Genomic DNA, 22,834 nt, shown 5'->3' with positions numbered 1-22,834 from the left:
GACCATCCTTCGAGGCCCGTCTGCGCCGGGCACCTCAGGCTGACGTGGTGACGATAGCCCGCTCGGCGATTGAGCAGCGAGACCTCAGACCAGCACCGCGCCTATGAGCGCGGCGGCGAAGAGCAGGGCGTCGTGGAGACCGAGTTGGAGGCGGGTAGGCGCGCCGGCGCGGTGGACCATCGCGGTGGCGCCGACGAGGGCCAACGACCAGCCGGTGCCGACCGCGAGGAAGGCACCGCCGATCAGCACCGCCTCTCCCGCATAGCGGGCGAGCACGGCGGCGATGACGGCGAGCACGGCGCCCGCGATCGCGAGCGGGATGGCGCCGACGCGGTTCACCAGTGCGCCGCCGATGAGCGCCGGCGCATACATCGCTACCACATGCCAGGCGACGACACCGGTAATGCCGGCAACGGCGACGCCGCATTCGGCCAGCGCCAGCGGCGCGCCGACCATCGCCGCCGTCATGGCGGCCCAGGCGAGCGCGCCAATCAGCGTCGGCAGGACCAGCGCAGGCCAAGCGAGCGGGACCGGCGCTGCAACCTCGGCTTCGACGTCCGCATGAGAGAAGCGCGCTTCCGGCAGCGCCACCGCGAAGGCGAGCGCGCCGAGCTGGGCGAGCGTGGCGAGGGTGAGCGTGCCGACCAGCGTATAGGGCGCGAAGGCGGCCTCGGCAGCGCCCGCCGCCAGCGGGCCAATCAGCCCGGCCAGCGCGCCGGCCGCGACCAGCCGGCCGATGGCCCCTCCCCTGCCGACCGCCCCCACCCCGAAGGCGGCAGCATGGCGATAGAACAGGCCGAAGCCCTGCGCAGCACCGAGCCACAGCGCCCCGATCAGCAGGAGCGGCAAGGCGCGGACGACGAGGCCATAGGCGGCGAGCAGCCCGCCCGCCACGCCGAGCGCGGCGCCGAGCGCGAAGCCGGCGCGCCGGCCGAAGGCGTCGAGCAGGAAGCTCGCGGGAAGGCTGGCGAGGGCCGCACCGATCAGGAAGGCTGTCATCGGCCACGCCGCCTGCATGGGGCGCGCGGCGAGCAGTGCGCCGGCCAGCGGCAGCGCGCCGAGCGTCAGCGCCTGCGCCAGCACCACCAGCGCGAAGCCACCGAGCAGCATCCCCTCGCCCGGTGCGCGGCGCAGCACCCGCGCCTCGTCCTCCGGACAGGCGCAGGCGAGCCGGCCGGCGCGGGCGGCGTCGGGAAGCTCGGCAGTGCGGCGCGCCTCGGCGAGCATGGCGGCGTCACTCCTTCATATCATCGTCGTTGAGCACGCGGAGCGCCGCGCCCTCCATGTCGTCATACTGGCCGGAGCGCAGCGACCACAGGAAGGCGGCGAGCCCGGAGAGCCCGAGCAGCAGCGCCATCGGCAGCAGATAGACGAGCACGGTCATGCGGGTGCTCCTTCCGCGGCAAGCGGACCATCAGCATCGGCGGACGGAGCGGCGGGCATCATCCCGCCGCCGGCCGGGCGGGCGCGCAGCGCATTCAGCGTCACGATCACCGAGGAGCCGGACATGGCGAGGGCCGCCACCAGCGGCGTGACATAGCCGGCGATCGCCAGCGGCACGGCGATGAGATTGTAGAGAACCGCGATCCACAGGTTCTGGTGCATCAGCGCGCGGGCGCGGCCGGCGATGGCGAGCGCGCGGCCCACCGGGGCGAGGCGCTCGCCGAGGAACACCGCGTCGGCCTGCGCCTGCGTCACCTCGGCGGCGGTGATCGGCGACATGGAGACGGAGGCGGCGGCCAGCGAGGGCGCGTCATTGACGCCGTCGCCGACCATCAGGACCCGGCGCCCCTCCGCCTTGTAGGCCTCCAGCGCGGCGATCTTTCCGGCCGGCGTGACGCCCGCCTGCCAATCGCCAATGCCGAGCGCGACGGCGATCGGCGCGACGGCGGCGGCGCGGTCGCCGGAGAGAATGGCGATGTGCCTGCCGGCCGCGCGCAACCGCGTAACAAGTTCCACCGCGTCCGGCCGCAGCCGCTGGCGCACCACCAGCAAGGCACAGCGCGAGCCGTAACGCACGGCGACGAGAGAGGCCTCGTCCATCGCTTCGTCGGTCAGCGCCTGCTGCGCGAGATCGTCGGCGAGACAGAAGGCCGGGCTGCCGAGCCGCGCGGTCATAGCGCCGAGCTGCGCCTCGACGCCCTGTCCGGGAAACTCGCGAACCTCGTCATAAGGCACCGCCTCCGGGCGCGCCGCGCGCACGGCGCGGGCGAGCGGATGCGCGCTCGAAACGGCGAGGCGAGCGGCGATGTCGAGTAGATCCGGCGGCACCGCCTCGGCATTGGCAAGGCTCGGCTCGGGCAGGGTCAGCGTGCCGGTCTTGTCGAACACCACGGTGTCGATATCGGCGAGACGCTCCAGAGCGTCGCCGGAATTGATCAGCACGCCCGCCCGCATCAGCGCGCCGGACGCCACGACCTGCACCGCCGGCACGGCGAGCGCCAGCGCGCAGGGGCAGGTGATGATCAGCACGGCAACGGCGATCAGCACTGCCTGGTGCAGCGAGGCCCCGGCGACCAGCCAGCCGACCAGCGACAGCAGCGCGGTTGCGTGCACGACGGGCGCATACATCCGCGCGGCACGGTCAGCGAGCCGCACATAGCCGGATCGGGCGGTGGAAGCGCGCTCCAAAAGGCGCTCGATCTCGTCGAGGAAGGTTCCGGTGCCGGCCGCGGTGGTGACGATCTGCAGCGCCCCGTCATGCACGAGGCTGCCGGCATGGACGACGTCGCCCGCCGCGAAGGGTCGCGGCAGCGTCTCGCCGGTGATCAGGCTCTCGTCGACCGAGGCGCGGCCCGCCCGCACCGTGCCGTCGACCGGCACCCGTTCGCCGGCGCGCACCAGCACCACCTCGCCGGGGTGCACGGCGCTCGCGGGCACCGCCACCACCTCGCCATCCGCCTCGATGCGATAGGCGATCTCCGCCTTCAGCGCCGCGAGGTTCGAGGCCTCGACGCGGGTACGCCGGCGCATGGCGTGGTCGAGATAGCGGCCGGTGAGCAGGAAGAAGAGCAGCATCACCGCCGAATCGAAATAGGCGTGCTCGGCGTGGTTCAGCGTCTCGAACACCGAGATGCCGAGCGCCAGCAGCACGCCGAGCGAGATCGGCACGTCCATGTTGAGGGCGCGGGATTTCAGCGCCCGCAGGGCACTGTTAAAAAACGGCTGGCCGGCATAGGCGCAGGCCGGCAGCGCGATCAGCGCCGAGACCCAGTGGAACAGGTCGCGCGTCTCGGGGGTGATGTCGGTGATGTTGCCCGACCACACCGAGACCGAGAGCAGCATGATGTTCATCGCCGCGAAGCCGGCCACCGCGAGGCAGCGCAGCAGGTGCCGCGCCCGCTCGGCCTCCAGCGCCTCGGCGCGGTTCAGCTCGAAGGCGTGGGCGCGATAGCCGGCCCGCGCCAGCGCGGCCACCACCGCCTCGGGGCGCACCTCGGCGCCGGCGCGCCAGCCGACATGCAGGCGGTGGCTCGAATAGTTCAGCCGCCCGGTCTCGACGCCCGGCAGCGCCTCGACGGTGTCCTCGATCTCGTCGATGCAGGCGGCGCAGTCGATGCCCTCGATCGCGAAGTCCATGCCGGCGCGGCCGGCATCGTCGCGGTGCAGGAAACTGGAATAGTCGGCGGACGGAGGCGCGGGCAGCGGCGCGCGCGCCGCGCTGCGGGAAGCGGCGGGGATGCGGGCGGGCGCGTTCGCTTCCATCGCCGCCTCACTTCAGGACGACGCGGTTCATTGAGCGGAACTGCCGCTCGCCGTCGCGCGACAGGTCGATCACCAGCTCCCACTGCCCGGCGCCGGCCCAGGGCACGCCGCGCCATTCGCCGGGACCGGTGCGGCGCGTCTCGATCTCAACGTCGAAGCGGCGGTCGGTCGGGTGGTGCAGCCGGGCCACGAGATCGAGCCCGGCTAGCGGCTCGCCGTCGGCGTCGAGCGCGCGGACCTCCAGCACGTCGCGGGTGACGTGGGCGGTGACGTTCCAGTTGAGGCTCGCCTGACGGGCGGCGGCCGCCTCGTCGCCCTTGAAGGCGACGCCGGCCTGATAGGCGCTTTCCGTCTCGACACCGCCGAAGCTGGTGATGGCGGCCCGCACCAGGAAGAAATTGGCGGCGAAGACGACGGCGAAGAAGCCGACGAACCAGACCAGCACGGTGCGGCCGGTGATCGGCCGGCCACCCGGCGGGATCGCGTCGACGGTCGTGCCGGCATAGGCGGAACGCGTCCTGTCCATCTCCCTCGCCTCCCTACGGTCCCTTGAAGTGATCCGGCGCGGTGGCGGTCTCGCCACCCTCGATATCGGCAATGTGGAAGGTCACGCCGAGCGAGGCACTCGGCGGCAGCTTGGCGTGGGTGGAGACCAGCACGCGCGCCTCGTAGGTCTGGTCCGGCCCGACCGGGATCACCGGCGCGCTACCGGCCGCCTGCGGCTCGCCAACCACCTCGACGACGGCATCCGGCACGCCCTCGACGGTGATCGCGAAGCGGCGCGGCACGAGCTGCTTGTTCACGATGCGCACGGTGTAGGCGTTACGGATCGAGCCGTCCGACAGGCGGACGAAGAGCGGGTTGCGGTCGTGGATCACCGACACCGTCTCCGAGCCGCGGCCGACCAGCGCGGCCACCATGATGCCGCCGACGAGGGCGATGAGCGCGGCATAGAGAATGGTACGCGGGCGCAGCACGCGACGCGTCTCCGGCTTGCCCTCCATGCGGGCGCGCACGTTCATGTCGGTATCGTAGGCGATGAGCGCGGCCGGCCGGCCGATCTTCTTCATTACCGTGTCGCAGGCGTCGATGCACAGGCCGCACTGGATACAGCCAAGCTGCAGGCCCTCACGGATGTCGACCCCGGTCGGGCAGGCGGCGACGCATTGATGGCAATCGACGCAGTCGCCGGCCGGCAGGCCCTGCAGCTTCAGCGCCTCGGTCTTCTTGAAGGAGCCGCGCGGCTCGCCGCGGTCGTAGCGATAGGTGACGTTGAGCGCGTATTCGTCGGTCAGCGCCGCCTGGATGCGCGGCCAGGGGCACATATAGGTGCAGACCTGCTCACGCATGTGGCCGGCGAGTACATAGGTGGTGAAGGTGAGGATGCCGATCCAGGCATAGGCGACCAGCGGCGCCTCGCCCTTCAGCAGTTGCATGGTGAGAGTGGGCGCGTCAGCGAAATAGAGCACCCAGGCGCCGCCGGTCCACCACGCCACCATCAGCCACAGCACGTGCTTGGCCGCCGATTCGAAGGCACGCTGGAGCTTCGAGGCGTGCTTGAGCTTCTCGCGGCGCTCGCGCGGGTCGCCCTCGACCATGCGCTCGATCGCCTGGAACAGATCGGTCCACACCGTCTGCGGGCAGAGATAGCCGCACCAGATGCGCCCGGCCACCGCGTTCATCAGGAACAGGACGAGCGCGGCGAGGATGAGCAGGCCGGTGAGATAGTAGATCTCCTGCGGCCAGATCTCGATGAAGAAGAAATAGAAGCGCCGATTGGGGAAATCGATCAGCACCGCCTGCGAGGGGGCGTTCGGGCCGCGGTCCCAGCGCACGAAGGGCAGCAGGTAGTAGATGCCCAGCGTGACGATCAGCAGCGCCCATTTGATGCGGCGGAAGGTGCCGTGTACGGCGATCGGATAGATCTTCCGGCGAGCTTCATAGAGCGGCGTGTCGTCGGCGATCTCCTCGACGACCTGGCTCGGGCGGGCGGCGGTGTCCATCGGAACTTTCCCTCGCGGGGCGATGCAAGCAGCCGGCGCCCCGTTCGTTACTCCTACCCCCGCAATATGCGCGCGTTCATCCGGTCCATGCCGGGCGGAAAAATGCTTATGCGGCAGCGGGGCACAGGCCACCTTCCGGCTCCCCGACGGGGACCCGGCCAGAGCCCTTTCCGATCAGGTGGAATCACCTGATCGAGAAGAAAGTGCTCTCATTCAATAGCTTAGAGCATGTTCTCATCGCGAAAGTGGTCACTTTCGCCGATGAGTACATGCTCTTAGGCGAAGGCACGCGGCGCCCCGCAGCGCCGCGCGCCTCACCCGCCCGCGCGATCCCACCCGTCTCCGGGAACGAAACCGGCGCAGGCGCCTCTCCGCCCCCAGCACGGAGAGGTCGGCAGCGGCCTACTGGCCGCCGCCGAGCGTGTGCACATAGACCGTCAGCGCCTTGACGGTGCCTTCGTCGAGACGGCCCGCCCAAGCCGGCATGACGGCGCCGCGGCCGTTGACGATGCCCTGGATGATGGTCTCGCGGTCGGGACCGTAGAGCCAGATGCCATCGGTCAGGTTGGGGGCGCCGAGCTCCTGGTTGCCCTTGCCGTCCTCGCCGTGGCAGGCGGCGCAGTTGGCGGCAAACACTTCCTTGCCCTTCTCGATCTGCGCGTCGGGCGTTGCCGGCAGGCCGGCGAGCGAGCGCACATAATCCGCCGCCGCCACGATCTCGGGCCGCTGCAGCATGCCGTCACGTCCGAAGGCCGGCATGTCGCCGACATGCGCCTTGGCATCCGCCGAGCGGGCGCCATGCAGAACCGTGTTGTGGATCTGGTCGAGCGTGCCGCCCCACAGCCAGTCGTCGTCATTGAGGTTCGGATAGCCCTTGGCGCCGCCGCCGCCGGCTCCGTGGCAGGGCGCGCAATTGTCGCCGAAGGCGGCGCGGCCCTGGGCGCGGGCGAAGGCCAGCAGCTCCGGGTTCTGCTCGATCTCGGCAAGCGAGGCGCTCGCGAGCTTGCCGGCGAAGGCGGCGCGCTGCTCGCGCAGGGCGGCGAGCTCGACCTGCACCGCGTCGCGCGACTTCCAGCCGAGCACGCCGTAGGTGTAGCTGGTCACCAGCGGCCAGGCCGGGAACAGGACCCAATAGGCCACCGACCAGATGATGGTGGCGTAGAAGGTCCATAGCCACCAGCGCGGCAGCGGGTTGTTCAGCTCGCGGATGCCGTCCCATTCATGGCCGGTGGTGGGGACGCCGCTGACGGCGTCGACCTCGGTGTGATGCGTCGTGTCGGCCATGGTTCAGTCCTCGCTCAGAGGCAGGCGGGCGGCTTCGTCGAATTCACGCTTGCGCTTCGGCGACAGCGCATAGACGAGCACGCACAGGAAGATGCCGACGAAGTAGAGCAGGCCCCAGGTCTGGGCGAACTCCGCGAAGGCGCGATAGGTCTCGTTCATCGTCCCCTCCTCACCTGATGTTCGCCTTGTCGTCGTAGAGCTTGAAGTCGACCATGGTGCCGAGCGCCTGCAGATAGGCGATGAGCGCGTCGGCCTCGCTGATCACCGCCGGATTGCCGTCGAAGTCGCGGATCTGGGCGCCGGGATAGCGCTCGAGGAAGGCCTTGGAGCCGTCGGCGTCGGTGGTCGCCTGGGTGTGCAGGTCGGCGCTCGCATCGCCGATCATCGCCTCCGAATAGGGTACGCCGAGCGTGGCGTTGACCTTCATGTCGTCGGCGATGTGCTGGGCGTCGAGCGGCGTCTGCGCCAGGAACGGGTAGCCCGGCATGATCGAGCCCGGCACCACCGAGCGCGGATCGGCGAGGTGCTGGCGCTGCCACTCGTCGGAATACTTGCCGCCGACGCGGGCGAGGTCCGGCCCGGTGCGCTTGGAGCCCCACTGGAACGGGCGGTCATACATGCTCTCGGCGGCGAGCGAGTAGTGGCCGTAGCGCTCCACCTCGTCGCGCAGCGGGCGGATCATCTGCGAGTGGCAGTTGTAGCAGCCCTCGCGCACATAGATGTTGCGTCCGGCGAGCTCGAGCGGCGACCAGGGCCGCACGCCCGAGACCTTCTCGATCGTGCTCTTCAGGTAGAAGAGCGGCACGATCTCGACGAGGCCGCCGATGGCGATGACGATCAGGATTCCGAACACCAGCCAGATCGAGTTCTTCTCGAAGAAGGCGTGGCGGGACCAGAGGGACTTCTTTGCAGCGACGCTGCCGGTCGAAACGCTAGCCATGATCGGGCGTCCTCACTGGGCCGGGGCCATGGCGGGGGCCAGGCGGTCGCCGGCCTCCTCCGCCTCGGGTTCGCGGATGGTCATCCAGATGTTGAAGGCCATGAGCAGGGCCCCCGCCAGGAACAGCACCCCGCCGATCGCGCGGATGACGTAGAAGGGGTGCATCGCCTCGACCGTCTCGATGAAGGAATATTCGAGGAAGCCGAGCGAGGTGTAGGCGCGCCACATCAGGCCCTGCAGGATGCCGGCGACCCACATCGACGAGATGTAGAAGACGATGCCGAGCGTCGAGATCCAGAAGTGCCAGTTGACGAGCTTGAGCGAATAGACCTCGCGCTTGTTCCACAGCCACGGCACCAGGCAGTAGATGGCGCCGAAGGAGATGTAGGCGACCCAGCCGAGCGCGCCGGAATGCACGTGGCCGATGGTCCAGTCGGTGTAGTGGCTGAGCGAGTTCACCGCCTTGACCGACATCATCGGCCCTTCGAAGGTCGACATGCCATAGAAGGCGACCGACACCACCATCATGCGGACGACCGGATCGGTGCGCAGCTTGTCCCAGGCGCCGGAGAGCGTCATCAGGCCGTTGATCATGCCGCCCCAGGAGGGCATCCACAGCATGATCGAGAAGGTCATGCCGAGCGTCTGTGCCCAGTCCGGCAGCGCCGTATAGTGCAGGTGATGCGGGCCGGCCCAGATGTAGAGGAAGATCAGCGCCCAGAAGTGGATGATCGAGAGCCGGTAGGAATAGACCGGCCGGTTCACCCGCTTCGGGATGAAGTAGTACATGATGGCGAGGAAGCCGGCGGTCAGGAAGAAGCCAACCGCGTTATGGCCGTACCACCACTGCACCATGGCATCCTGCACGCCCGACCAGACGATGTAGGACTTGGGCGAGAACAGCGAGACCGGGATGGTCGCGTTGTTGCCGAGGTGCAGCACGGCGATGGTGACGATGAAGGCGAGATAGAACCAGTTCGCCACGTAGATGTGCGGCTCCTTGCGGCGCCAGATGGTGGCGAGGAAGACCAGGAAATAGGTCACCCACACCACGGTGAGCCACAGGTCGGCGTACCACTCGGGCTCGGCATATTCCTTGGACTGGGTGATGCCGAGCAGATAGCCGGTGCCGGCGATGACGATGAAGAAGTTGTAGCCGAGCACGACGAACCACGGCGCCAGATAGCCGGCGAGGCGGGCACGGCAGGTGCGCTGCACGACGTAGAAGGAGGTGGCGAGCAGCACGTTGCCGCCGAAGGCGAAGATCACCGCCGAGGTGTGCAGCGGCCGCAGCCGGCCGAAGGCGATCCAGGGCAGGTCGAAGTTCAGCATCGGGAAGGCGAGCTGGAAGGCGATGACGACGCCGACCAGGAAGCCGGCGATGCCCCAGAACAGCGCCGCGATGGTCGCGAACTTCACCGGCGCGAAATTGTAGTTCGGCTTGCCGTCGATCTCGAGCGGCGGCAGCGTGGCCGGGCGGTCGACATAGTTGTTGATCACCGCGAACAGGGTGACGATGGCTCCCAGCGCGAAGAGATAGGCATGGAAGGCGTATTCCGCCGTGAACGCCTTGGCGGCCACGGTGATGGACAGAATGGTCAGCAGCGCCATGACGCCGGCCATGCCGCCTTCCCCGAAGCTCAGTTTCTTCGATGCGCCGCCCGATGTGACGGTGCCGCTGCCCGGTTGCGCCATGGTGTCCTCCCGCCGACCCGGCCCCGCGCGAGACGCCACGGGCCGTAATCTGAAATCGCTCCAGTTTCGAGCGGACCATCTGGTCAGCGGCGGGTCGGGGCCTTGATCCACGTCAAGCCTACGCGTCTTCACGGAGCCGCGAGCGGTGCGGCGTGTGGCCGCGCGATCCGCGCCGCGGCATCGCGGGCGGCGGGGCGGCGTTCCGGCACGCGGTGACGGGTCCTGAAGGGGGCGGCGCAGCGCACCGCCGCCAGTTCCGAATCGTCGCGGCCGGGCTGGCCCGCTTGCGCCCTCCGCCGCTCCCGCGTGGAGCATTTTTTCGCGAAAGTTGACCGACGTTCGCGGTCGGAGAATGCTCCAGTATTTTGAATCGAGGGCACTTTCTTATCGATCAGGTGGTTCCACCCGATCGGAAACGGCTCTAGACCGTGAGGCAGGACGGGGATGGGGAAGGCATGATCCGGTTCGTGTTGCGCTTTGTCGGCCTTTGGCTGCTCGCTGGCGGCTTCGTCGCCTTCGTGGTCGACGGCACCCGCTCAATCGCCTCGTCCGAGATCGTCATGACGCCGTTCGGCGAGGCGTGGTTCGCGGTGAGCTCGGGCACGCTGGCGCGCTTCCAGGAACTCGTCACCACGAAGCTCTCGGCCGACGTCTGGGAGCGGCTCGGCGTGCCGTTACTTGCGGCGCCGCTGTTCGCCGTGCTGGGTATCGCCGGGGTCCTGCTGCTGCTGCTCGGCCGCGCCCGGCGCCGGCGCGAGCCGTCCTATCGCTGAACACGCCTCGCGGCCGTCGCGCCGCTAACGCGCGGCGTCGCGCGCTGGCGGATCGGGCGGGCAATCCCCATATCTGCGCGTGTAAAGCGAAGGGATGCACCATGTTCTTCTTCAAGAAGACTCTCGATCTGCCCACCGCCGACGAGGCGCTCCCCGGCCGCGCCGCCCCGATCCCCACCGCCGAGCGCCATTTCGTCAACGGCCATGCCCTCAAGGGACCCTATCCGGAAGGCTTCGAGACGGCGATCTTCGCGCTCGGCTGCTTCTGGGGTGCCGAGCGCAAGTTCTGGCAGGCGCCCGGCGTATGGGCGACCGCCGTCGGCTACATCAACGGCCCGACCCCGAACCCGACCTATGAGGAGGTCTGCTCCGGCCGCACCGGCCACACCGAGGCGGTGCTGGTGGTGTTCGACCCGAAGGTCGTCTCCTACGAGAAGCTGCTCAAGCTGTTCTGGGAAAGCCACGATCCGACGCAGGGCATGCGCCAGGGCAACGATGTCGGCACGCAGTACCGCTCCGGTATCTACCTGACCGACCCGTCGCAGCGGGCGGCGGCCGAGGCGAGCAAGGCGGCCTATGGGTCGGCGCTGAAGGCCAAGGGCTTCCCGACGATCACCACCGAGATCGTCGAGGCGCCGGAGTTCTATTTCGCCGAAGCCTACCACCAGCAGTATCTCGCCAAGAACCCGCAGGGCTATTGCGGGCTCGGCGGCACCGGCGTCTCCTGCCCGGTCGGCGTCGCCGTCAGCGCCTGAGGCTCCTCAACCCTCCACTCGCCTCTCTCATCCCCGGGGTGCGCCCCGGGGATCGCCAGGCAAGGAAGCGGGTGAGTGCGGCACCGCACCTCACCCCTCGAGGCGACGTCGCTCGCCTCGCCGGGGCTTGCCCTGCGTCACGCGCCGTGGCACCCATCGCGCTATCCTTTGCAGCGCAACATCGGGGCCGGCGATGATTGTTGAACGAGTGATCGAGCGCTTGATCCTGGTCAGCCGCTGGCTGATGGCGCCCTTCTATGTCGGGCTCATCGTCGCGCTGTGCGTGCTCCTGTTCAAATTCGTCAGGGAGCTCTGGCACTTTGTGACCTATGCGCCGAGCTTCACCGAAAGCGACACCATTCTGGGCATTCTGGCGCTGATCGACCTCACCTTCACCGGCAGCCTGGTGATCATCGTCATCTTTTCCGGCTACGAGAACTTCGTCTCCAAGATCGACGGCGCCGGCCACCCGGACTGGCCGGAATGGATGACCAAGGTCGATTTCTCCGGCCTCAAGCAGAAGCTGCTGGCCTCGATCATCGCCATCTCGGCGATCGCCCTGCTCAAAGCCTTCATGAACCTCGACAAGGGGGTGGATGAGAAGCAGCTCTACTGGCTGGTCGTCATCCATGTCGTGTTCGTGGTCTCCGGCATCGTGCTCGCATGGTCGGACCGCATCGCCGACAAGGGCGACCACTGACCGAGAAGCACACGCGAAGCCGGCCTCAGCCGCTTCGCGCGCCGTCGTGCCGGCCGCGGTGGACGATCTGCCGGTGCAGGCGGTTGATGCCGACCTCGATCAGGGCGCGGTAGCGCCGGCGGGCGTCGGCCGAGGTGCCGGCATCGGTGACCGCCGCCTCCTGCAGCTCGGCGAGGAGGCGCGCATCCGGCGCGCGGGGCACGAGGGCGAAATCCGGCAGCAGTTTCTCGGCAAGCAGCACCACGTCGAGCGGGGTAAGCGCCGAGATGCCGTGGGCGGCCACGTCGAGCTGATAGGTCCGCCGCTCGCGAGTCAGTCTCTCCCATGGCTGAAGCAGTGGAAAGCAGCGGCACGCGAAGCGGTGCGAGGCAATGGCGACGCGTTCCACCAGTCGCGCAGGCAGCATCAACGCCCCCCGTCGATCGAGCACACTCATGTTTTCGTTTCGTGACCTGCGCGCGAAGGCCGCCTTGTTCGCGGAACCTTGTTCGCGCGTCTCCCCGTTGTTTGACGACGCTGCGAATCTACGGGCCGGGCGATGCGATCAGCCGTGATTCGACCCGATCAGAATCGGCCGGCATTGGTTCGCTGCCGCTTAACCGAAACGTTAAAATTTTATCGATCTTTGAAATAACTGCCGCCGACCGGAGACGGCGGGGCTCGCGGGACCCTAAATAACCACATTCCTGATGTCCTTATATTCAAATGACGAAATAATTCCGTTATTAGGTGGTTGCCCCTTGCGCGACGGACCGATCTGCGGTTCCTAAACTCACGCATTCCGGATCGAAGAACCCTATGGCGCGCCCCGAGAACGAGCCCGCTTCCACTGCCGATTTCGAGCGCCGCCCCGCCGACCACGCGGGGGCGCGCATGGAGCCGCTTGCCAGGCTGCCGGTGTTCTTCGCGCTGAAGGGCCGGCGCGTGGTGGTGGCCGGCGGCTCGGCGGGCGCAGCGTGGAAGGCCGAGCTGCTGCTGGCCGCCGGCGCCGAGGTCGCGCTCTACGCCGCCGCGCCATGCGCCGACATCCTCGCTCTGGCTGACGCCCCGCCGGGTGGTTCCCTCGCCCTCGTCGCCCGCGACTGGACGGCCGCGGACCTCGCCGGCGCCGCGCTCGCCATCGGGGATTTCGAGGCGGACGAGGAGGCGGCTCGCTTCGCCGAGGCCGCCCGCACCGCCGGCGTGCCGGTGAACGTGGTCGACAAGCCGGCGCATTGCGACTTCGCCTTTGGCGCCATCGTCAACCGCTCGCCGCTGGTCGTCGGCATCTCGACCGACGGCGCCGCCCCGGTGTTCGGCCAGGCGGTGCGCGCCAAGATCGAGGCGGTGATCCCGCAGGGCTTCAAGCGCTGGGCGGAAGCGGCGCGCAGTTGGCGCCCCTCGGTCGCCGCGCTCGACCTCTCCCATCACGGCCGCCGGCGCTTCTGGGAGCGCTTCACGGCGCGGGCGCTGGAGGCGCCGGACGAGGCGCCCGCCTCGGCGCTGCGCGACCAGCTCCTGGTGCAGGCCGAGCGCGAGCGCGGCGAGGCTCATCGCGGCTCGGTCGCCCTCGTCGGCGCCGGGCCGGGCGATCCCGAGCTGCTGACGCTGAAGGCCGTGCGGGTGCTGCAATCGGCCGACGTCGTGCTCTATGACGACCTCGTCGCCCCCGCCGTGCTCGACGTGGCGCGGCGCGAGGCAAAGAAGATGCTGGTCGGCAAGACCGGCTACCGGCCCTCCTGCAAGCAGGACGACATCAACGCGCTGATGGTCTCGCTGGCGAAACAGGGCAAGCGCGTGGTGCGGCTCAAGGGCGGCGACCCGCTGATCTTCGGGCGCGCCGGCGAGGAAATCACCGCCGCGCGCGAGGCCGGCATCCCGGTCGAGCTGGTGCCCGGCATCTCGGCGGCGCAGGGCGCGGCAAGCCGCATCGGCGTGTCGCTCACCCATCGCGACCACGCCCGGCGGCTGCAATTCATCACCGCCCATGCCCGCGACGGCAGGCTGCCGCGCGACCTCGACTGGCAGGCATTGGCCGATCCGGCGGCGACCACGGTGGTCTACATGCCCCAGCGCACCTGGGCCGAGCTCGCCGCGAAGGCGATGGCGGTAGGGCTCGACGGGGCGACGCCGGCGCTTGCCGTGTTCTCCGCGACGCGGCCGGAGGAGAAGCGCGTCTTCGGCACCGTCGCGACGCTCGCCGACGGGCTCGCCCGCGCAAGCGAGGACGGCGTGACCGGCCCCTGTCTCATCCTGTTCGGCTGGGCGATGGGTGAGGCCGTGGAGGTGGCGGAGACCGAGCCCGCCGCGGACGGCGACGCGCAGGCGGCCCGCAGCTAAGCCGGCGTGTGGCGGCGGCGTTGTGCGTCCTTCGAGGCCCGGCTTGCGCCGGGCACCTCAGGATGACGTGGCTTCATCTGTTGCAACCGTCGTCATGCTGAGGTGCGAGCGCCAGCGAGCCTCGAAGCACGCAGGTGCTACCAAGCCTCACCCCAGCCGCGCAGCGAGCTTCTCGTAGAGCGGGTTCTCGGCGGCGAAGACATAGTCCAGCGGACCGACCGAGACGGTCGCCGCGCCCTGCTCGCGCAGGAACACGGCGAGGCCGTGCAGCGTCTCCGGCGGGCAGTGCAGCGTCACCATGCCGGAGGAGGTCGGCGCGCCGAAGGGGGCGAGCGCGCCGAAGCGCTCCACGGCCTCCCGGACCACCGCCGTGTCGCAGGCGGAAAAGCGCGTCTTCACCTCGCGCATGGTCGCCGCCCTGCGCGCCGCGGTGATGCGGTCGAGCAGCGCGCGCGCCGAGGCCCGCGCGGCCTCGCTCCAGCTCGCGCCGAGCGAGGCGACGAGGTTGGCCTCCGAGCGCAGGATCACCCCGTCGTCGATCACCTTCAGCGCGTTGGCCGCCAGCGTCGATCCGGTGGTGGTGATGTCGACGATCAGCTCCGCCGTGCCGGCCGCCGGCGTGCCCTCGGTGGCCCCCAGGCTTTCGACGATGCGATAGTCGACGATGCCGTGCCGATCGAAGAAACCGCGGGTGAGGTTGAGATATTTGGTCGCCACCCGCACCCGCCGGCCGCGGCTCGCATGGAAATGCGTCGCCACGTCGTCGAGGTCGCGCATGGTGCGCACGTCGATCCAGGCCTGCGGCACCGCCACCACCACATTGGCGTGGCCGAAGCCGAGGCCTTCGACCAGCAGCACCTTGGAATCGGCGTCGGGAATGCTCTCGCGCACCAGATCCTCGCCGGTAACGCCGAGATGCACGGCGCCGGAGGCGAGCTGGCCAGCGATCTCGGAGGCCGAGAGGAAGGCGACCTCCACCCCCTCGACGCCGGAAAGCACGCCGCGATAGTCGCGCGAGCCGCGCGACTGCGTCAGCGTCATGCCGGCGCGGGCGAAGAAGGCGCTGGTGTTCTCCTGCAGCCGGCCCTTGGAGGGGACGGCGAGGATGAGCGGGGCGCTCGCGGTCATGCTCATAGCCTGGCCTCCAGCGCATCGAGCCGGGCCGGCCAGACCGCGAAACCGACCGCCGGGATCGGCTCCGGTGCGCCGAGCCGGGCGAGCAGCCCGTCATAGCGCCCGCCGGCCACCAGCGGCACCGGGCCACCGTTCTCGTGCAGCTCGAACACCATGCCAGTGTAATAGTCGAGCGGGCGGCCGAAGGCGGCGGCGAAGTTCAGCCGGGCCACCTCGACGCCCTGCGCGGCGATGAAATTGGTGCGCACCTCGAAGGCGTCGAGCGCGGCGGAAAGATCGAGCCCGGCATCGCCGGCCAGCGCACGCAGGGCGCGCGCCGCCGCGTCCGGATCGCCTTCGATCGCCAGATAGCGTTCCAGCACCGCGACCTTCTCGGCCGGCAGGCCCTCGGCGTCGCCCGAGGCCGCCTGCTCGAGGAAGCGCTCGGCGATCTCCGACACGGTGCGCCCGCCAACCGTAGAGATGCCGGCGATGGACAAAAGGTCAGTGACGAGGGCATGCGCCGCCTCCGGGTCGGAGCCCGCAAGCGCGGAGAGCACGCCGGCATGATCGGACACGCCGCCGCCCTCCGGGCGTTGCTTCAGCACGGCGAGATCGGCCCCGAGGCTGCCGGCACGGGCGAAATCCTTGACCAGGCGCCGGCGCCAGCCGGGCGGCAGGTCGAGCGCGTCGAGCAGCGCGGCGAACAGGCCGGCATCGCCGATGCGGATGGTCGGCGCGATGATGCCCCACAGCGCCGCCGTCTCCAGCCCGAGCGAGAGCAGGTCGGCATCGGCCGCCTCGCGGTCGGCGCGACCGAAGGACTCGACGCCGGCCTGCAGGAACTCGCCGGTCGGCTCGTTGGAGCGGAACACCGGGCCGAGATAGGCGAAATCGGCCGGCGTGCGCGCGCCGGATTCGAGATAGAGCCGGCACACCGGCAAGGTGAGGTCGGGCCGCAGACACAGCTCCCGTCCCTCGGCGTCGGTGGTCAGATACATCAGCCGGCGCATCTCCTCGCCGGAGAGGTCGAGGAAGGCGTCGGCGGGCTGCAGCAAGGGCGGATCGACGCGCGCGAAGCCGGCCCGCGCATAGAGCGCGAGCAGTTCCTCGGCATGCGCCGGGGCGGCGGCAGGCAAGGTGGGCGGTAGGGTCACGCGCGGGTGGTTCCTGCAAATGGTGCCGGCTTCTACCAAAGGGCAGTGCGGGGGTCCATGCACGCCGCGCGACATGGTTTGCAGGGAGTGGCCGATGTCACCCCATCAGGCCGGCAGCACCACCACGCGGCTGCCGACCGGCACGCGGCGGTAGAGGTCGATGATGTCCTGGTTGATCAGCCGCACGCAGCCCGAGGACACCATGGTGCCGATGGTCCATGGCTCGACCGTGCCGTGCAGCCGGTAGAGCGTGTCGCGCCCGTCGCGATAGAGATATAGGGCGCGCGGCCCGAGCGGATTGCCCTCCCCGCCCGGCAGGCCGCCGGCATATTTCGCGTAACGCTCCGGATCGCGGCGGATCATGGCGGGCGTCGGCGTCCAGCGCGGCCACTCCGCCTTGCGCGCGACCACCGCCGGTCCGCGGAAGTTGAACGCTTCCTCCTTGCCGACCCCGACGCCGTAGCGCAGCGCCCGGCCCTTCTCCAGCACCAGATAAGCGAAGCGCTCACTCGGGTCGACGACGACCGTGCCGGCGGGCTCGCGCGTCGCATAGGCGACCTCGCGGCGCAGGAATTTCGGGTCGATCTCGTCGAGGTCGACCGCTGGCACCGGAAAGGGCTCGCCCTCCACCGCCGCATAGAGCGCGGCGTGGCGGTCCGTGGCGACGGGCGCGGCTATTGCGGCGGAGTCGGTGCTTCGGCGGGCGGCGCAGCCAGCAAGCGCGGCCGGGGCGGCGAGAAGGAACGCACGTCTGTGGAGGCTCATCGACGATCTTGGCTCGAAACGGTGGATCGGATCCGCATAGAGCCTTTTGGCACCGAAGACCTCCATATGTTATGGAGTAATCAAGATCATAACCGGATGGAATGGATGGACCTCGCCATCGCCCTCAGGGCTTTCTTGCGAACGGTCGAGCGCGGTTCGATCACCGCCGCGGCCCGCGATCTCGGCGTGTCGCAACCTGCGGTGACCAAGCATCTGCGCAACCTGGAACGCCATGTCGGCGCGCGGCTGTTCGAGCGTTCCGCCCGCATCGTCCGCCCGACGCCGCAGGGGCAGGCGCTCTACGATGCCAGCCGTGGCGCGCTGGCGACCATCGATTCGGCGATCGAGGGCGTGCGCCGCGACATGGGCGCGGTGGAAGGGCCGCTGCGCATCCATGCGCCGTCCTGCATCGGCGCTTCCCACATCCACCCCATCATCCTCGCCTTTCAGGAGCGCTATCCGGCGGTGACGGTCGACCTCATCCTGGAGAATCGCGGCGTCGACCTCGTCTACGAGAATTTCGACCTCGCGCTCCGCTATGGGCGGCCGGAGGGCCAGGACCTGATCATTCGCCGGCTCGGCGCCGTGCGGCGCATCGTCGTCGCCAGCCCGGATTTTCTGGCCCGGCATGGCGCGATGCTGGAGCCCGCCGATCTGACGGACGTGCCTCTCGTCACCACCACGACGGCGCTGGCGCCGCGCGACATGCTGACGCTCAACGGCCCGAACGGCACGGTCGAGGTGCCGGTCCGGCCGGTTCTGAGGACCAACAATGCAGAGGTGATCACCGCGACGCTTGTGTCCGGCCGCGCCGCCGGCCCGGTGCAGCAACTGCTCGTCACCGACATGCTCGCCGACGGGCGGCTGGTGCGGGTGCTGCCACGTCACGAAATGCGGCCGAGCGAGGCGTTCCTCGTGTTCCCTTCCGTCCGCTTCATGCGGCCGGCGATCCGGGCCTTCATCGACTTCGTCGTGCCGGCGCTGCGGGCGATCGACGGCTTCGATGCCGGGACGAGGGCGGAGGCGGCGTAGCCGCTTATCGTCGCGCTAGCGGGCGGCGCGCGAACCGGCTAGAGCCCTTTCCGATCAGGTGAAACACCTGATCGACGAGAAAGTGCTCTATTTCAGTACATCGGGCATGTTCTCATCGCGAAAGTCTTTCAACTTTCGCGGAACATGCCTATGAGCCCATCGTTTCCTCATATCCGCCGGGGCCGCCCATGCCGCACAGCTATGATCTCGCCGTGGTCGGCGCCGGTGTGGTCGGGCTCGGCCATGCGCTGGCTGCCGTGCGGCGCGGGCTGAAGGTGGTTGTCATCGACCGCGACGCGCAGGCGAACGGTGCCTCGGTGCGCAATTTCGGCTTCGTCACCGTCACCGGCCAGCAGCGCGGCGAATGCTGGAACCGCGCCCGCCGCTCGCGCGACATCTGGGCCGAGGTGGCGCCGCAGGCCGGCATCGAGGTGATCCATCGCGGCCTCCTCGTCAGCGTGCGCCGGCCGGAATCGGTGGCGGTGCTGGAGGCGTTCCTGAAGACCGAGATGGGCGAGGGCTGCGCCCTGCTCACGGCCGAGCAGGCGCGTGAGCGGCTACCCGCGCTCGGCGGCAACCAGCTCGCTGCGCTGTGGAGCCCGCACGACATGCGGGTCGAATCGCGCGAGGCGATCCCGAAGCTCGCGCGCTGGCTGGAAGAGGCGAAGGGGGTCGAATTCCGTCGCGCTACCGTGGTCACCGGCGTCGAGCCGGGGCGCGTGCACACCGCCGACGGCACCGTCGAGGCGGCGCGCGTCGTGGTGGCGCCGGGCGACGATTTCGCCACGCTGCTGCCCGAGCGCTTCAAGGCCTACAATCTCACTCGCTGCAAGCTGCACATGCTGCGCGTGATGGACCCCTCGATCGGCACGCTGCCGGGCTCGGTGATGAGCGATCTCTCGCTCGGCCGCTATCTCGGCTATTCCGAGCTGCCCGAGGCGGCGCCGTTGAAGAAACTGCTCGCCGCCGAACAGGGCGACCATCTCGCCAATGGCGTGCATCTCATCGTCGTGCAGTCGGCCGACGGCTCGCTGGTGGTCGGCGACAGCCATCACTATGCGGCGACCCCGGATCCCTTCGCGCCGGAGCATGTCGACGATCTCATCCTCGACGAATATGCCGCCGTGTTCGGCGCCCGCCCGGAACGCATCGTCGAGCGCTGGACCGGCACCTATGCCTCGGCGCCCGACCGGCTCGCCTTCATCGACCGCCCGGACCCGTCGATCCGCCTCGTGGTGGTGACGAGCGGCACCGGCGCTTCCACCGGATTTGCCATCGCCGAAGAAGCGGTGGCCGAACTGTTCGACTGAACGAATCATAGAGGGGGAAAACGGCATGGCGCTCAAGGCACTCATCCTCGACTGGGCTGGCACAGCGGTCGATTTCGGCTCACGCGCGCCGATGGGCGCCTTCGTCGAGGCGTTCGCCCGCGTCGGCGTGACGATCAGCATCGCGGAGGCGCGCGGGCCGATGGGCCTGCCCAAGCGCGACCACATCGCGGCGCTGATGCGCGACGAGGCGATCTCCGCCCGCTGGCAGACGGCGCAGGGGCGCGAGCCGACCGAGGACGACATCGACCATGTGCTCGCCATCTTCGAGCCGCTGAACGTCGAGGTGATCGCCCAGCATGCCGACCTCATCCCCGGTCTGCTCGACGTGATCGCCGAGGCGCGCCGGCGCGGCATGAAGATCGGCTCCACCACCGGCTATACCCGCCCGATCATGGAGCGGCTGATGCCGCTCGCCGCTGCGGCCGGCTACAGGCCGGACAATGTGGTGTGCGCCGGCGATCTCGCCGCCGGACGGCCGAGCCCGCTGATGATGTACCGCACCTTCGCCGATCTCGGCGTGTGGCCTGCGTCGGCCTGCGTGAAGCTCGACGACACCGAGCCCGGCATCGCCGAGGGCCTCGCCGCCGGCACCTGGACGGTCGGCCTCGCGCTGTCCGGCAATGCGGCGGGCCTCTCCAAGGCCGAGCTCGACGGGCTCGCCCCCGACGAGCGCGCCGCCCTGCGCGCCCGCGCCACCGACAAGCTCGCCCGCGCCGGCGCGCATTTCGTCATCGACAGCGTCGCCGACCTGCTGCCGGTACTCGACGCCATCGAGGCGAGGCTGGCAGCGGGGCTTCGACCCTGAGGGACCCAACGAGGCAGGCGGCAGGCGGCAGGCGGCAGGCGGCAGGCGGCAGGCGGCAGGCGGCAGGCGGCAGGGATGCAGCCGTGGGCTGAAAGAATAGTCTAGTGTCGCCTTCGGCGGAGTCTCCGCTGGGTCCCGGATCGGCGCGGCACTGCGTGCCGCTTGTCCGGGAAACGTAGGGTGGGCGTGTCCCGGGCCAGCGACGCCGAAGGCGGAGCGCCGATCCGGGACCCAGCGAAGACTCTTCGGCAAACCTCCGCGCCCGCACCATTGCCGCGCCGCGCCCCTTCCTCTAAACCGCGCCGGACCACTTTCAGGAACGGCGCCACCATGGCCAAGGACAAACCCAGCAAACTCAAGGCCCGCCTGCCGCGCGGGCTGGCCGATCGCGGCCCGGTCGAGCTCGCCTCGACGCGCACCATGCTGGAGACCATCCGGCAGGTCTATGAGCGCTACGGCTTCGAGGCGCTGGAGACGCCGTTCATCGAATACACCGACGCGCTCGGCAAGTTCCTGCCCGACCAGGACCGGCCGAACGAGGGCGTGTTCTCCTTCCAGGACGACGACGAGCAGTGGTTGTCGCTGCGCTACGACCTCACCGCGCCGCTTGCCCGCCACGTCGCCGAGCATTTCGACCGGCTGCCCAAGCCGTTCCGCTCCTATCGCGCCGGCTGGGTGTTCCGCAACGAGAAGCCAGGGCCGGGCCGCTTCCGCCAGTTCATGCAGTTCGATGCCGACACGGTGGGCGCTCCGACGGTAGCCGCCGATGCCGAGATCTGCATGATGGCCGCCGACACGCTGGAGGCGCTCGGCATCAAGCGCGGCGACTATGTGATCAAGGTCAACAACCGCAAGGTGCTCGACGGCGTGCTGGAGGCCATCGGCCTCGGCGGCGAGGAGAACGCCGGGCGGCGTCTGACGGTGCTGCGGGCGATCGACAAACTCGACAAAGTTGGCGTCAACGGCGTGCGCGACCTGCTCGGTCCCGGCCGCTGGGAGAACCCGGAGGCCAAGAGCGGCGACTTCACCAAGGGTGCGGGGCTAGTCAAGGAGCAGGCGGATCGCGTGCTTGCCTACGTGGACGCGGGCATTCCGGCTTGGGAAGATGATCCTTTCGGCACCGACGCCGAAACCGGTGATGTTACGTCGTGGACGGAAACGCATCAGGAAAGCTGGCTAGGTCAGGATTGGGGTGAAGTCAGTCGAGACTTTCTGGTCAACAACGCATGGACTGTTAAAAAACTGAAGAACCAGTTTTTCGACAATGCACTAGCACTGGAAGGCCTCGAGGAATTGGAGCAGTTGCAGGTGATCGCCGGAAAGGTTGGCTACTTCGCCGACCGCATCCGCATCGACCCCTCCGTGGTCCGCGGCCTCGAATATTACACCGGCCCGGTCTTCGAGGCCGAGCTGACATTCGAGGTGAAGGACGAGAAGGGTCGCCCGGTGCGCTTCGGTTCGGTGGGCGGCGGCGGGCGCTATGATGGGCTGGTCGGGCGCTTCCGTTCCGAGCCGGTGCCGGCGACCGGCTTCTCGATCGGCGTATCGCGCCTCGCCGCAGCGCTGGCGCACCTCAAGGCCGAGGAGGCCGCGCCGGCCTATGGTCCCGTCGTCGTTCTGGTGATGGATCGCGACCGCACGGCCGACTACATGAAGCTGGCTCAGCGGCTGCGCGACTATTTCCAGCGCGAGAACATCCCGCTCGGCGCCGAGGTCTATCTCGGCAATCCGAAGAACCTCGGCAACCAGTTCAAATATGCCGACCGCCGCAACTCGCCCTGCGTGGTGATCCAGGGCTCGGACGAGAAAGCCGCCGGTCAGGTGCAGATCAAGGACCTGATCGAGGGCGCGAAGGCGGCGCAAGCGATCACCGACAATACGGAGTGGCGCGAGAGCCGCCCGGCGCAATTCTCCTGCGCCGAGGACGAGCTGGAGGCCAAGGTCCACGAGGTGCTGCGCCACCACGGCATCGGATGAGCGGAGACCCGTACTCGTCCGTCCCGCGCTAGAACCGCGGCAGCGGCCCTTCGATGGACAGTTCGATGCCCTCCAGCGTCGGCTTGAGGTGACCCGCGGCGGCGGGCGTCAGGGCCGGCTCGACTTCCTCCTTGAAGGCCCGCAGCACGTCGCGCTGCGCGGCAATGGTCTTCGCTTCGACGCGCAGGCGGAAATCGGCGGCATTGAGGCCCTGTGCCTCCAGCCAGTCGCGCAACTCCCGAACGGCAGCCTTCATCGTCTCTCCCCTTCCGTTGGATGGCCGCCGGCTCAGATAGGTCGCGGGACGCGTCCGTTCCAGAGCGTTTGTCAGGAGCGGAGCGCACCGCCACAGCGAGGCGTTCGGCGCGCCTAGGGAACCGAGGCCGCGATGGGCTGGAAGCCAAAGCTCGCGAGGTGCTTCGCCGCCACGGCCTGGCCTGAGCGACGGGCATAAGAACCGGCAGGTAGGAGACGAGGGGC

22 protein-coding genes are annotated in these 22,834 nt (G+C 69.2%); 8 read left to right on the top strand and 14 right to left on the bottom strand.

Annotation, left to right across the window (positions count from 1 at the left end):
- Window positions 1-84: 84 nt before the first annotated feature.
- From U742_RS0104835 to ccoN, 9 genes are all read right to left on the bottom strand, one after another.
- Entirely contained in the window at window positions 85-1,227 is a 1,143-nt protein-coding gene (locus U742_RS0104835) for an MFS transporter (RefSeq protein ID WP_029350593.1), read from the bottom strand.
- A gap of 7 nt (window positions 1,228-1,234) precedes the next feature.
- Window positions 1,235-1,384, bottom strand: a complete 150-nt coding sequence (ccoS, locus tag U742_RS22820; protein WP_081852828.1) for a cbb3-type cytochrome oxidase assembly protein CcoS — start codon at window positions 1,382-1,384, stop codon at window positions 1,235-1,237.
- Window positions 1,381-3,579: a heavy metal translocating P-type ATPase gene (locus U742_RS0104825; RefSeq protein WP_051660914.1), complete on the bottom strand. Its 2,199-nt coding sequence runs from the start codon at window positions 3,577-3,579 to the stop codon at window positions 1,381-1,383. The genes ccoS and U742_RS0104825 overlap by 4 nt, the downstream gene beginning before the upstream one ends.
- 133 nt (window positions 3,580-3,712) lie before the next feature.
- Entirely contained in the window at window positions 3,713-4,231 is a 519-nt protein-coding gene (locus U742_RS0104820; protein ID WP_051660867.1) for a FixH family protein, read from the bottom strand.
- A gap of 13 nt (window positions 4,232-4,244) precedes the next feature.
- Window positions 4,245-5,708 carry a cytochrome c oxidase accessory protein CcoG gene (gene ccoG / locus U742_RS0104815; protein WP_029350587.1) on the bottom strand — a complete coding sequence of 488 codons (1,464 nt, stop codon included), beginning with the start codon at window positions 5,706-5,708 and terminating at the stop codon, window positions 4,245-4,247.
- Window positions 5,709-6,110: 402 nt separating this feature from the next.
- Window positions 6,111-6,992 carry a cytochrome-c oxidase, cbb3-type subunit III gene (gene ccoP, locus U742_RS0104810; RefSeq protein WP_029350585.1) on the bottom strand — a complete coding sequence of 294 codons (882 nt, stop codon included), beginning with the start codon at window positions 6,990-6,992 and terminating at the stop codon, window positions 6,111-6,113.
- A gap of 3 nt (window positions 6,993-6,995) precedes the next feature.
- Entirely contained in the window at window positions 6,996-7,151 is a 156-nt protein-coding gene (locus tag U742_RS0104805; RefSeq protein ID WP_029350581.1) for a CcoQ/FixQ family Cbb3-type cytochrome c oxidase assembly chaperone, read from the bottom strand.
- Window positions 7,152-7,161: 10 nt separating this feature from the next.
- Window positions 7,162-7,932 carry a cytochrome-c oxidase, cbb3-type subunit II gene (ccoO, locus tag U742_RS0104800; RefSeq protein ID WP_029350579.1) on the bottom strand — a complete coding sequence of 257 codons (771 nt, stop codon included), beginning with the start codon at window positions 7,930-7,932 and terminating at the stop codon, window positions 7,162-7,164.
- A 12-nt stretch (window positions 7,933-7,944) separates the two neighbouring features.
- Entirely contained in the window at window positions 7,945-9,627 is a 1,683-nt protein-coding gene (gene ccoN / locus U742_RS0104795) for a cytochrome-c oxidase, cbb3-type subunit I (protein ID WP_051660866.1), read from the bottom strand.
- Window positions 9,628-10,082: 455 nt separating this feature from the next.
- On the opposite strand from ccoN, the gene U742_RS0104790 reads away from it, so the two are divergent.
- From U742_RS0104790 to U742_RS0104780, 3 genes are all read left to right on the top strand, one after another.
- Window positions 10,083-10,400, top strand: coding sequence for a hypothetical protein (locus U742_RS0104790; protein ID WP_029350574.1), 318 nt, complete (start codon window positions 10,083-10,085; stop codon window positions 10,398-10,400).
- Between the two features lie 101 nt (window positions 10,401-10,501).
- Entirely contained in the window at window positions 10,502-11,155 is a 654-nt protein-coding gene (gene msrA / locus U742_RS0104785) for a peptide-methionine (S)-S-oxide reductase MsrA (protein WP_029350572.1), read from the top strand.
- Window positions 11,156-11,348: 193 nt separating this feature from the next.
- Window positions 11,349-11,855: a TIGR00645 family protein gene (locus U742_RS0104780; protein ID WP_029350570.1), complete on the top strand. Its 507-nt coding sequence runs from the start codon at window positions 11,349-11,351 to the stop codon at window positions 11,853-11,855.
- 25 nt (window positions 11,856-11,880) lie between these two features.
- On the opposite strand, the gene U742_RS0104775 is transcribed toward U742_RS0104780, so the two are convergent.
- Entirely contained in the window at window positions 11,881-12,291 is a 411-nt protein-coding gene (locus U742_RS0104775; RefSeq protein ID WP_156034129.1) for a hypothetical protein, read from the bottom strand.
- Window positions 12,292-12,728: 437 nt separating this feature from the next.
- Between U742_RS0104775 and cysG the strand changes: the two genes are divergently transcribed.
- Window positions 12,729-14,174, top strand: coding sequence for a siroheme synthase CysG (gene cysG, locus U742_RS0104770; RefSeq protein WP_038360690.1), 1,446 nt, complete (start codon window positions 12,729-12,731; stop codon window positions 14,172-14,174).
- Window positions 14,175-14,321: 147 nt separating this feature from the next.
- Here the strand turns inward: cysG and hisG are convergent, their stop codons facing one another.
- The 3 genes from hisG to U742_RS0104755 form a co-directional block, all read right to left on the bottom strand.
- Complete coding sequence (gene hisG, locus U742_RS0104765) at window positions 14,322-15,308, bottom strand: ATP phosphoribosyltransferase (protein WP_029350564.1); 987 nt, start codon at window positions 15,306-15,308, stop codon at window positions 14,322-14,324.
- Window positions 15,305-16,426, bottom strand: coding sequence for an ATP phosphoribosyltransferase regulatory subunit (locus U742_RS0104760; protein WP_029350562.1), 1,122 nt, complete (start codon window positions 16,424-16,426; stop codon window positions 15,305-15,307). The genes hisG and U742_RS0104760 overlap by 4 nt, the downstream gene beginning before the upstream one ends.
- Window positions 16,427-16,549: 123 nt before the next feature.
- Complete coding sequence (locus U742_RS0104755; protein WP_029350561.1) at window positions 16,550-17,209, bottom strand: L,D-transpeptidase; 660 nt, start codon at window positions 17,207-17,209, stop codon at window positions 16,550-16,552.
- Between the two features lie 105 nt (window positions 17,210-17,314).
- Here U742_RS0104755 and U742_RS0104750 point away from each other — a divergent pair, with 105 nt between their 5' ends.
- The 4 genes from U742_RS0104750 (at window position 17,315) to U742_RS0104735 (ending at window position 22,354) form a co-directional block, all read left to right on the top strand.
- Window positions 17,315-18,241: a LysR family transcriptional regulator gene (locus U742_RS0104750; protein WP_029350559.1), complete on the top strand. Its 927-nt coding sequence runs from the start codon at window positions 17,315-17,317 to the stop codon at window positions 18,239-18,241.
- A gap of 188 nt (window positions 18,242-18,429) precedes the next feature.
- On the top strand, window positions 18,430-19,551 hold the full coding sequence (locus U742_RS0104745; RefSeq protein ID WP_029350557.1) for a TIGR03364 family FAD-dependent oxidoreductase: 1,122 nt from the start codon (window positions 18,430-18,432) through the stop codon (window positions 19,549-19,551).
- Between the two features lie 25 nt (window positions 19,552-19,576).
- Complete coding sequence (gene phnX, locus U742_RS0104740; protein WP_029350555.1) at window positions 19,577-20,377, top strand: phosphonoacetaldehyde hydrolase; 801 nt, start codon at window positions 19,577-19,579, stop codon at window positions 20,375-20,377.
- A 330-nt stretch (window positions 20,378-20,707) separates the two neighbouring features.
- A complete protein-coding gene (locus tag U742_RS0104735; protein WP_029350553.1) occupies window positions 20,708-22,354 on the top strand; it encodes a histidine--tRNA ligase in 1,647 nt (548 codons plus the stop codon).
- A 28-nt stretch (window positions 22,355-22,382) separates the two neighbouring features.
- On the opposite strand, the gene U742_RS0104730 is transcribed toward U742_RS0104735, so the two are convergent.
- A complete protein-coding gene (locus U742_RS0104730; RefSeq protein WP_029350551.1) occupies window positions 22,383-22,610 on the bottom strand; it encodes a hypothetical protein in 228 nt (75 codons plus the stop codon).
- Window positions 22,611-22,834 lie beyond the last annotated feature (224 nt).

Origin of the sequence: Allobosea sp. 117 (assembly GCF_000702305.1) — a bacterium.
Taxonomy (GTDB): domain Bacteria; phylum Pseudomonadota; class Alphaproteobacteria; order Rhizobiales; family Xanthobacteraceae; genus Ancylobacter.
Note: the sequence above shows the minus strand (reverse complement) of the source record. Positions and strands in the feature narration are given on the sequence as shown.

Coding starts and splice junctions, on each gene's coding strand:
- U742_RS0104825 (WP_051660914.1), bottom strand. CDS start 3,579: ATGGACTTCGCGATCGAGGGCATCGACTGCGCCGCCTGCATCGACGAG.
- ccoN (WP_051660866.1), bottom strand. CDS start 9,627: ATGGCGCAACCGGGCAGCGGCACCGTCACATCGGGCGGCGCATCGAAG.
- ccoP (WP_029350585.1), bottom strand. CDS start 6,992: ATGGCCGACACGACGCATCACACCGAGGTCGACGCCGTCAGCGGCGTC.
- U742_RS0104835 (WP_029350593.1), bottom strand. CDS start 1,227: ATGCTCGCCGAGGCGCGCCGCACTGCCGAGCTTCCCGACGCCGCCCGC.
- U742_RS0104820 (WP_051660867.1), bottom strand. CDS start 4,231: ATGGACAGGACGCGTTCCGCCTATGCCGGCACGACCGTCGACGCGATC.
- U742_RS0104780 (WP_029350570.1), top strand. CDS start 11,349: ATGATTGTTGAACGAGTGATCGAGCGCTTGATCCTGGTCAGCCGCTGG.
- U742_RS0104775 (WP_156034129.1), bottom strand. CDS start 12,291: ATGAGTGTGCTCGATCGACGGGGGGCGTTGATGCTGCCTGCGCGACTG.
- U742_RS0104805 (WP_029350581.1), bottom strand. CDS start 7,151: ATGAACGAGACCTATCGCGCCTTCGCGGAGTTCGCCCAGACCTGGGGC.
- U742_RS0104745 (WP_029350557.1), top strand. CDS start 18,430: ATGCCGCACAGCTATGATCTCGCCGTGGTCGGCGCCGGTGTGGTCGGG.
- U742_RS0104730 (WP_029350551.1), bottom strand. CDS start 22,610: ATGAAGGCTGCCGTTCGGGAGTTGCGCGACTGGCTGGAGGCACAGGGC.
- ccoO (WP_029350579.1), bottom strand. CDS start 7,932: ATGGCTAGCGTTTCGACCGGCAGCGTCGCTGCAAAGAAGTCCCTCTGG.
- phnX (WP_029350555.1), top strand. CDS start 19,577: ATGGCGCTCAAGGCACTCATCCTCGACTGGGCTGGCACAGCGGTCGAT.
- ccoS (WP_081852828.1), bottom strand. CDS start 1,384: ATGACCGTGCTCGTCTATCTGCTGCCGATGGCGCTGCTGCTCGGGCTC.
- U742_RS0104755 (WP_029350561.1), bottom strand. CDS start 17,209: ATGAGCCTCCACAGACGTGCGTTCCTTCTCGCCGCCCCGGCCGCGCTT.
- U742_RS0104790 (WP_029350574.1), top strand. CDS start 10,083: ATGATCCGGTTCGTGTTGCGCTTTGTCGGCCTTTGGCTGCTCGCTGGC.
- cysG (WP_038360690.1), top strand. CDS start 12,729: ATGGAGCCGCTTGCCAGGCTGCCGGTGTTCTTCGCGCTGAAGGGCCGG.
- ccoG (WP_029350587.1), bottom strand. CDS start 5,708: ATGGACACCGCCGCCCGCCCGAGCCAGGTCGTCGAGGAGATCGCCGAC.
- msrA (WP_029350572.1), top strand. CDS start 10,502: ATGTTCTTCTTCAAGAAGACTCTCGATCTGCCCACCGCCGACGAGGCG.
- hisG (WP_029350564.1), bottom strand. CDS start 15,308: ATGAGCATGACCGCGAGCGCCCCGCTCATCCTCGCCGTCCCCTCCAAG.
- U742_RS0104750 (WP_029350559.1), top strand. CDS start 17,315: ATGGACCTCGCCATCGCCCTCAGGGCTTTCTTGCGAACGGTCGAGCGC.
- U742_RS0104735 (WP_029350553.1), top strand. CDS start 20,708: ATGGCCAAGGACAAACCCAGCAAACTCAAGGCCCGCCTGCCGCGCGGG.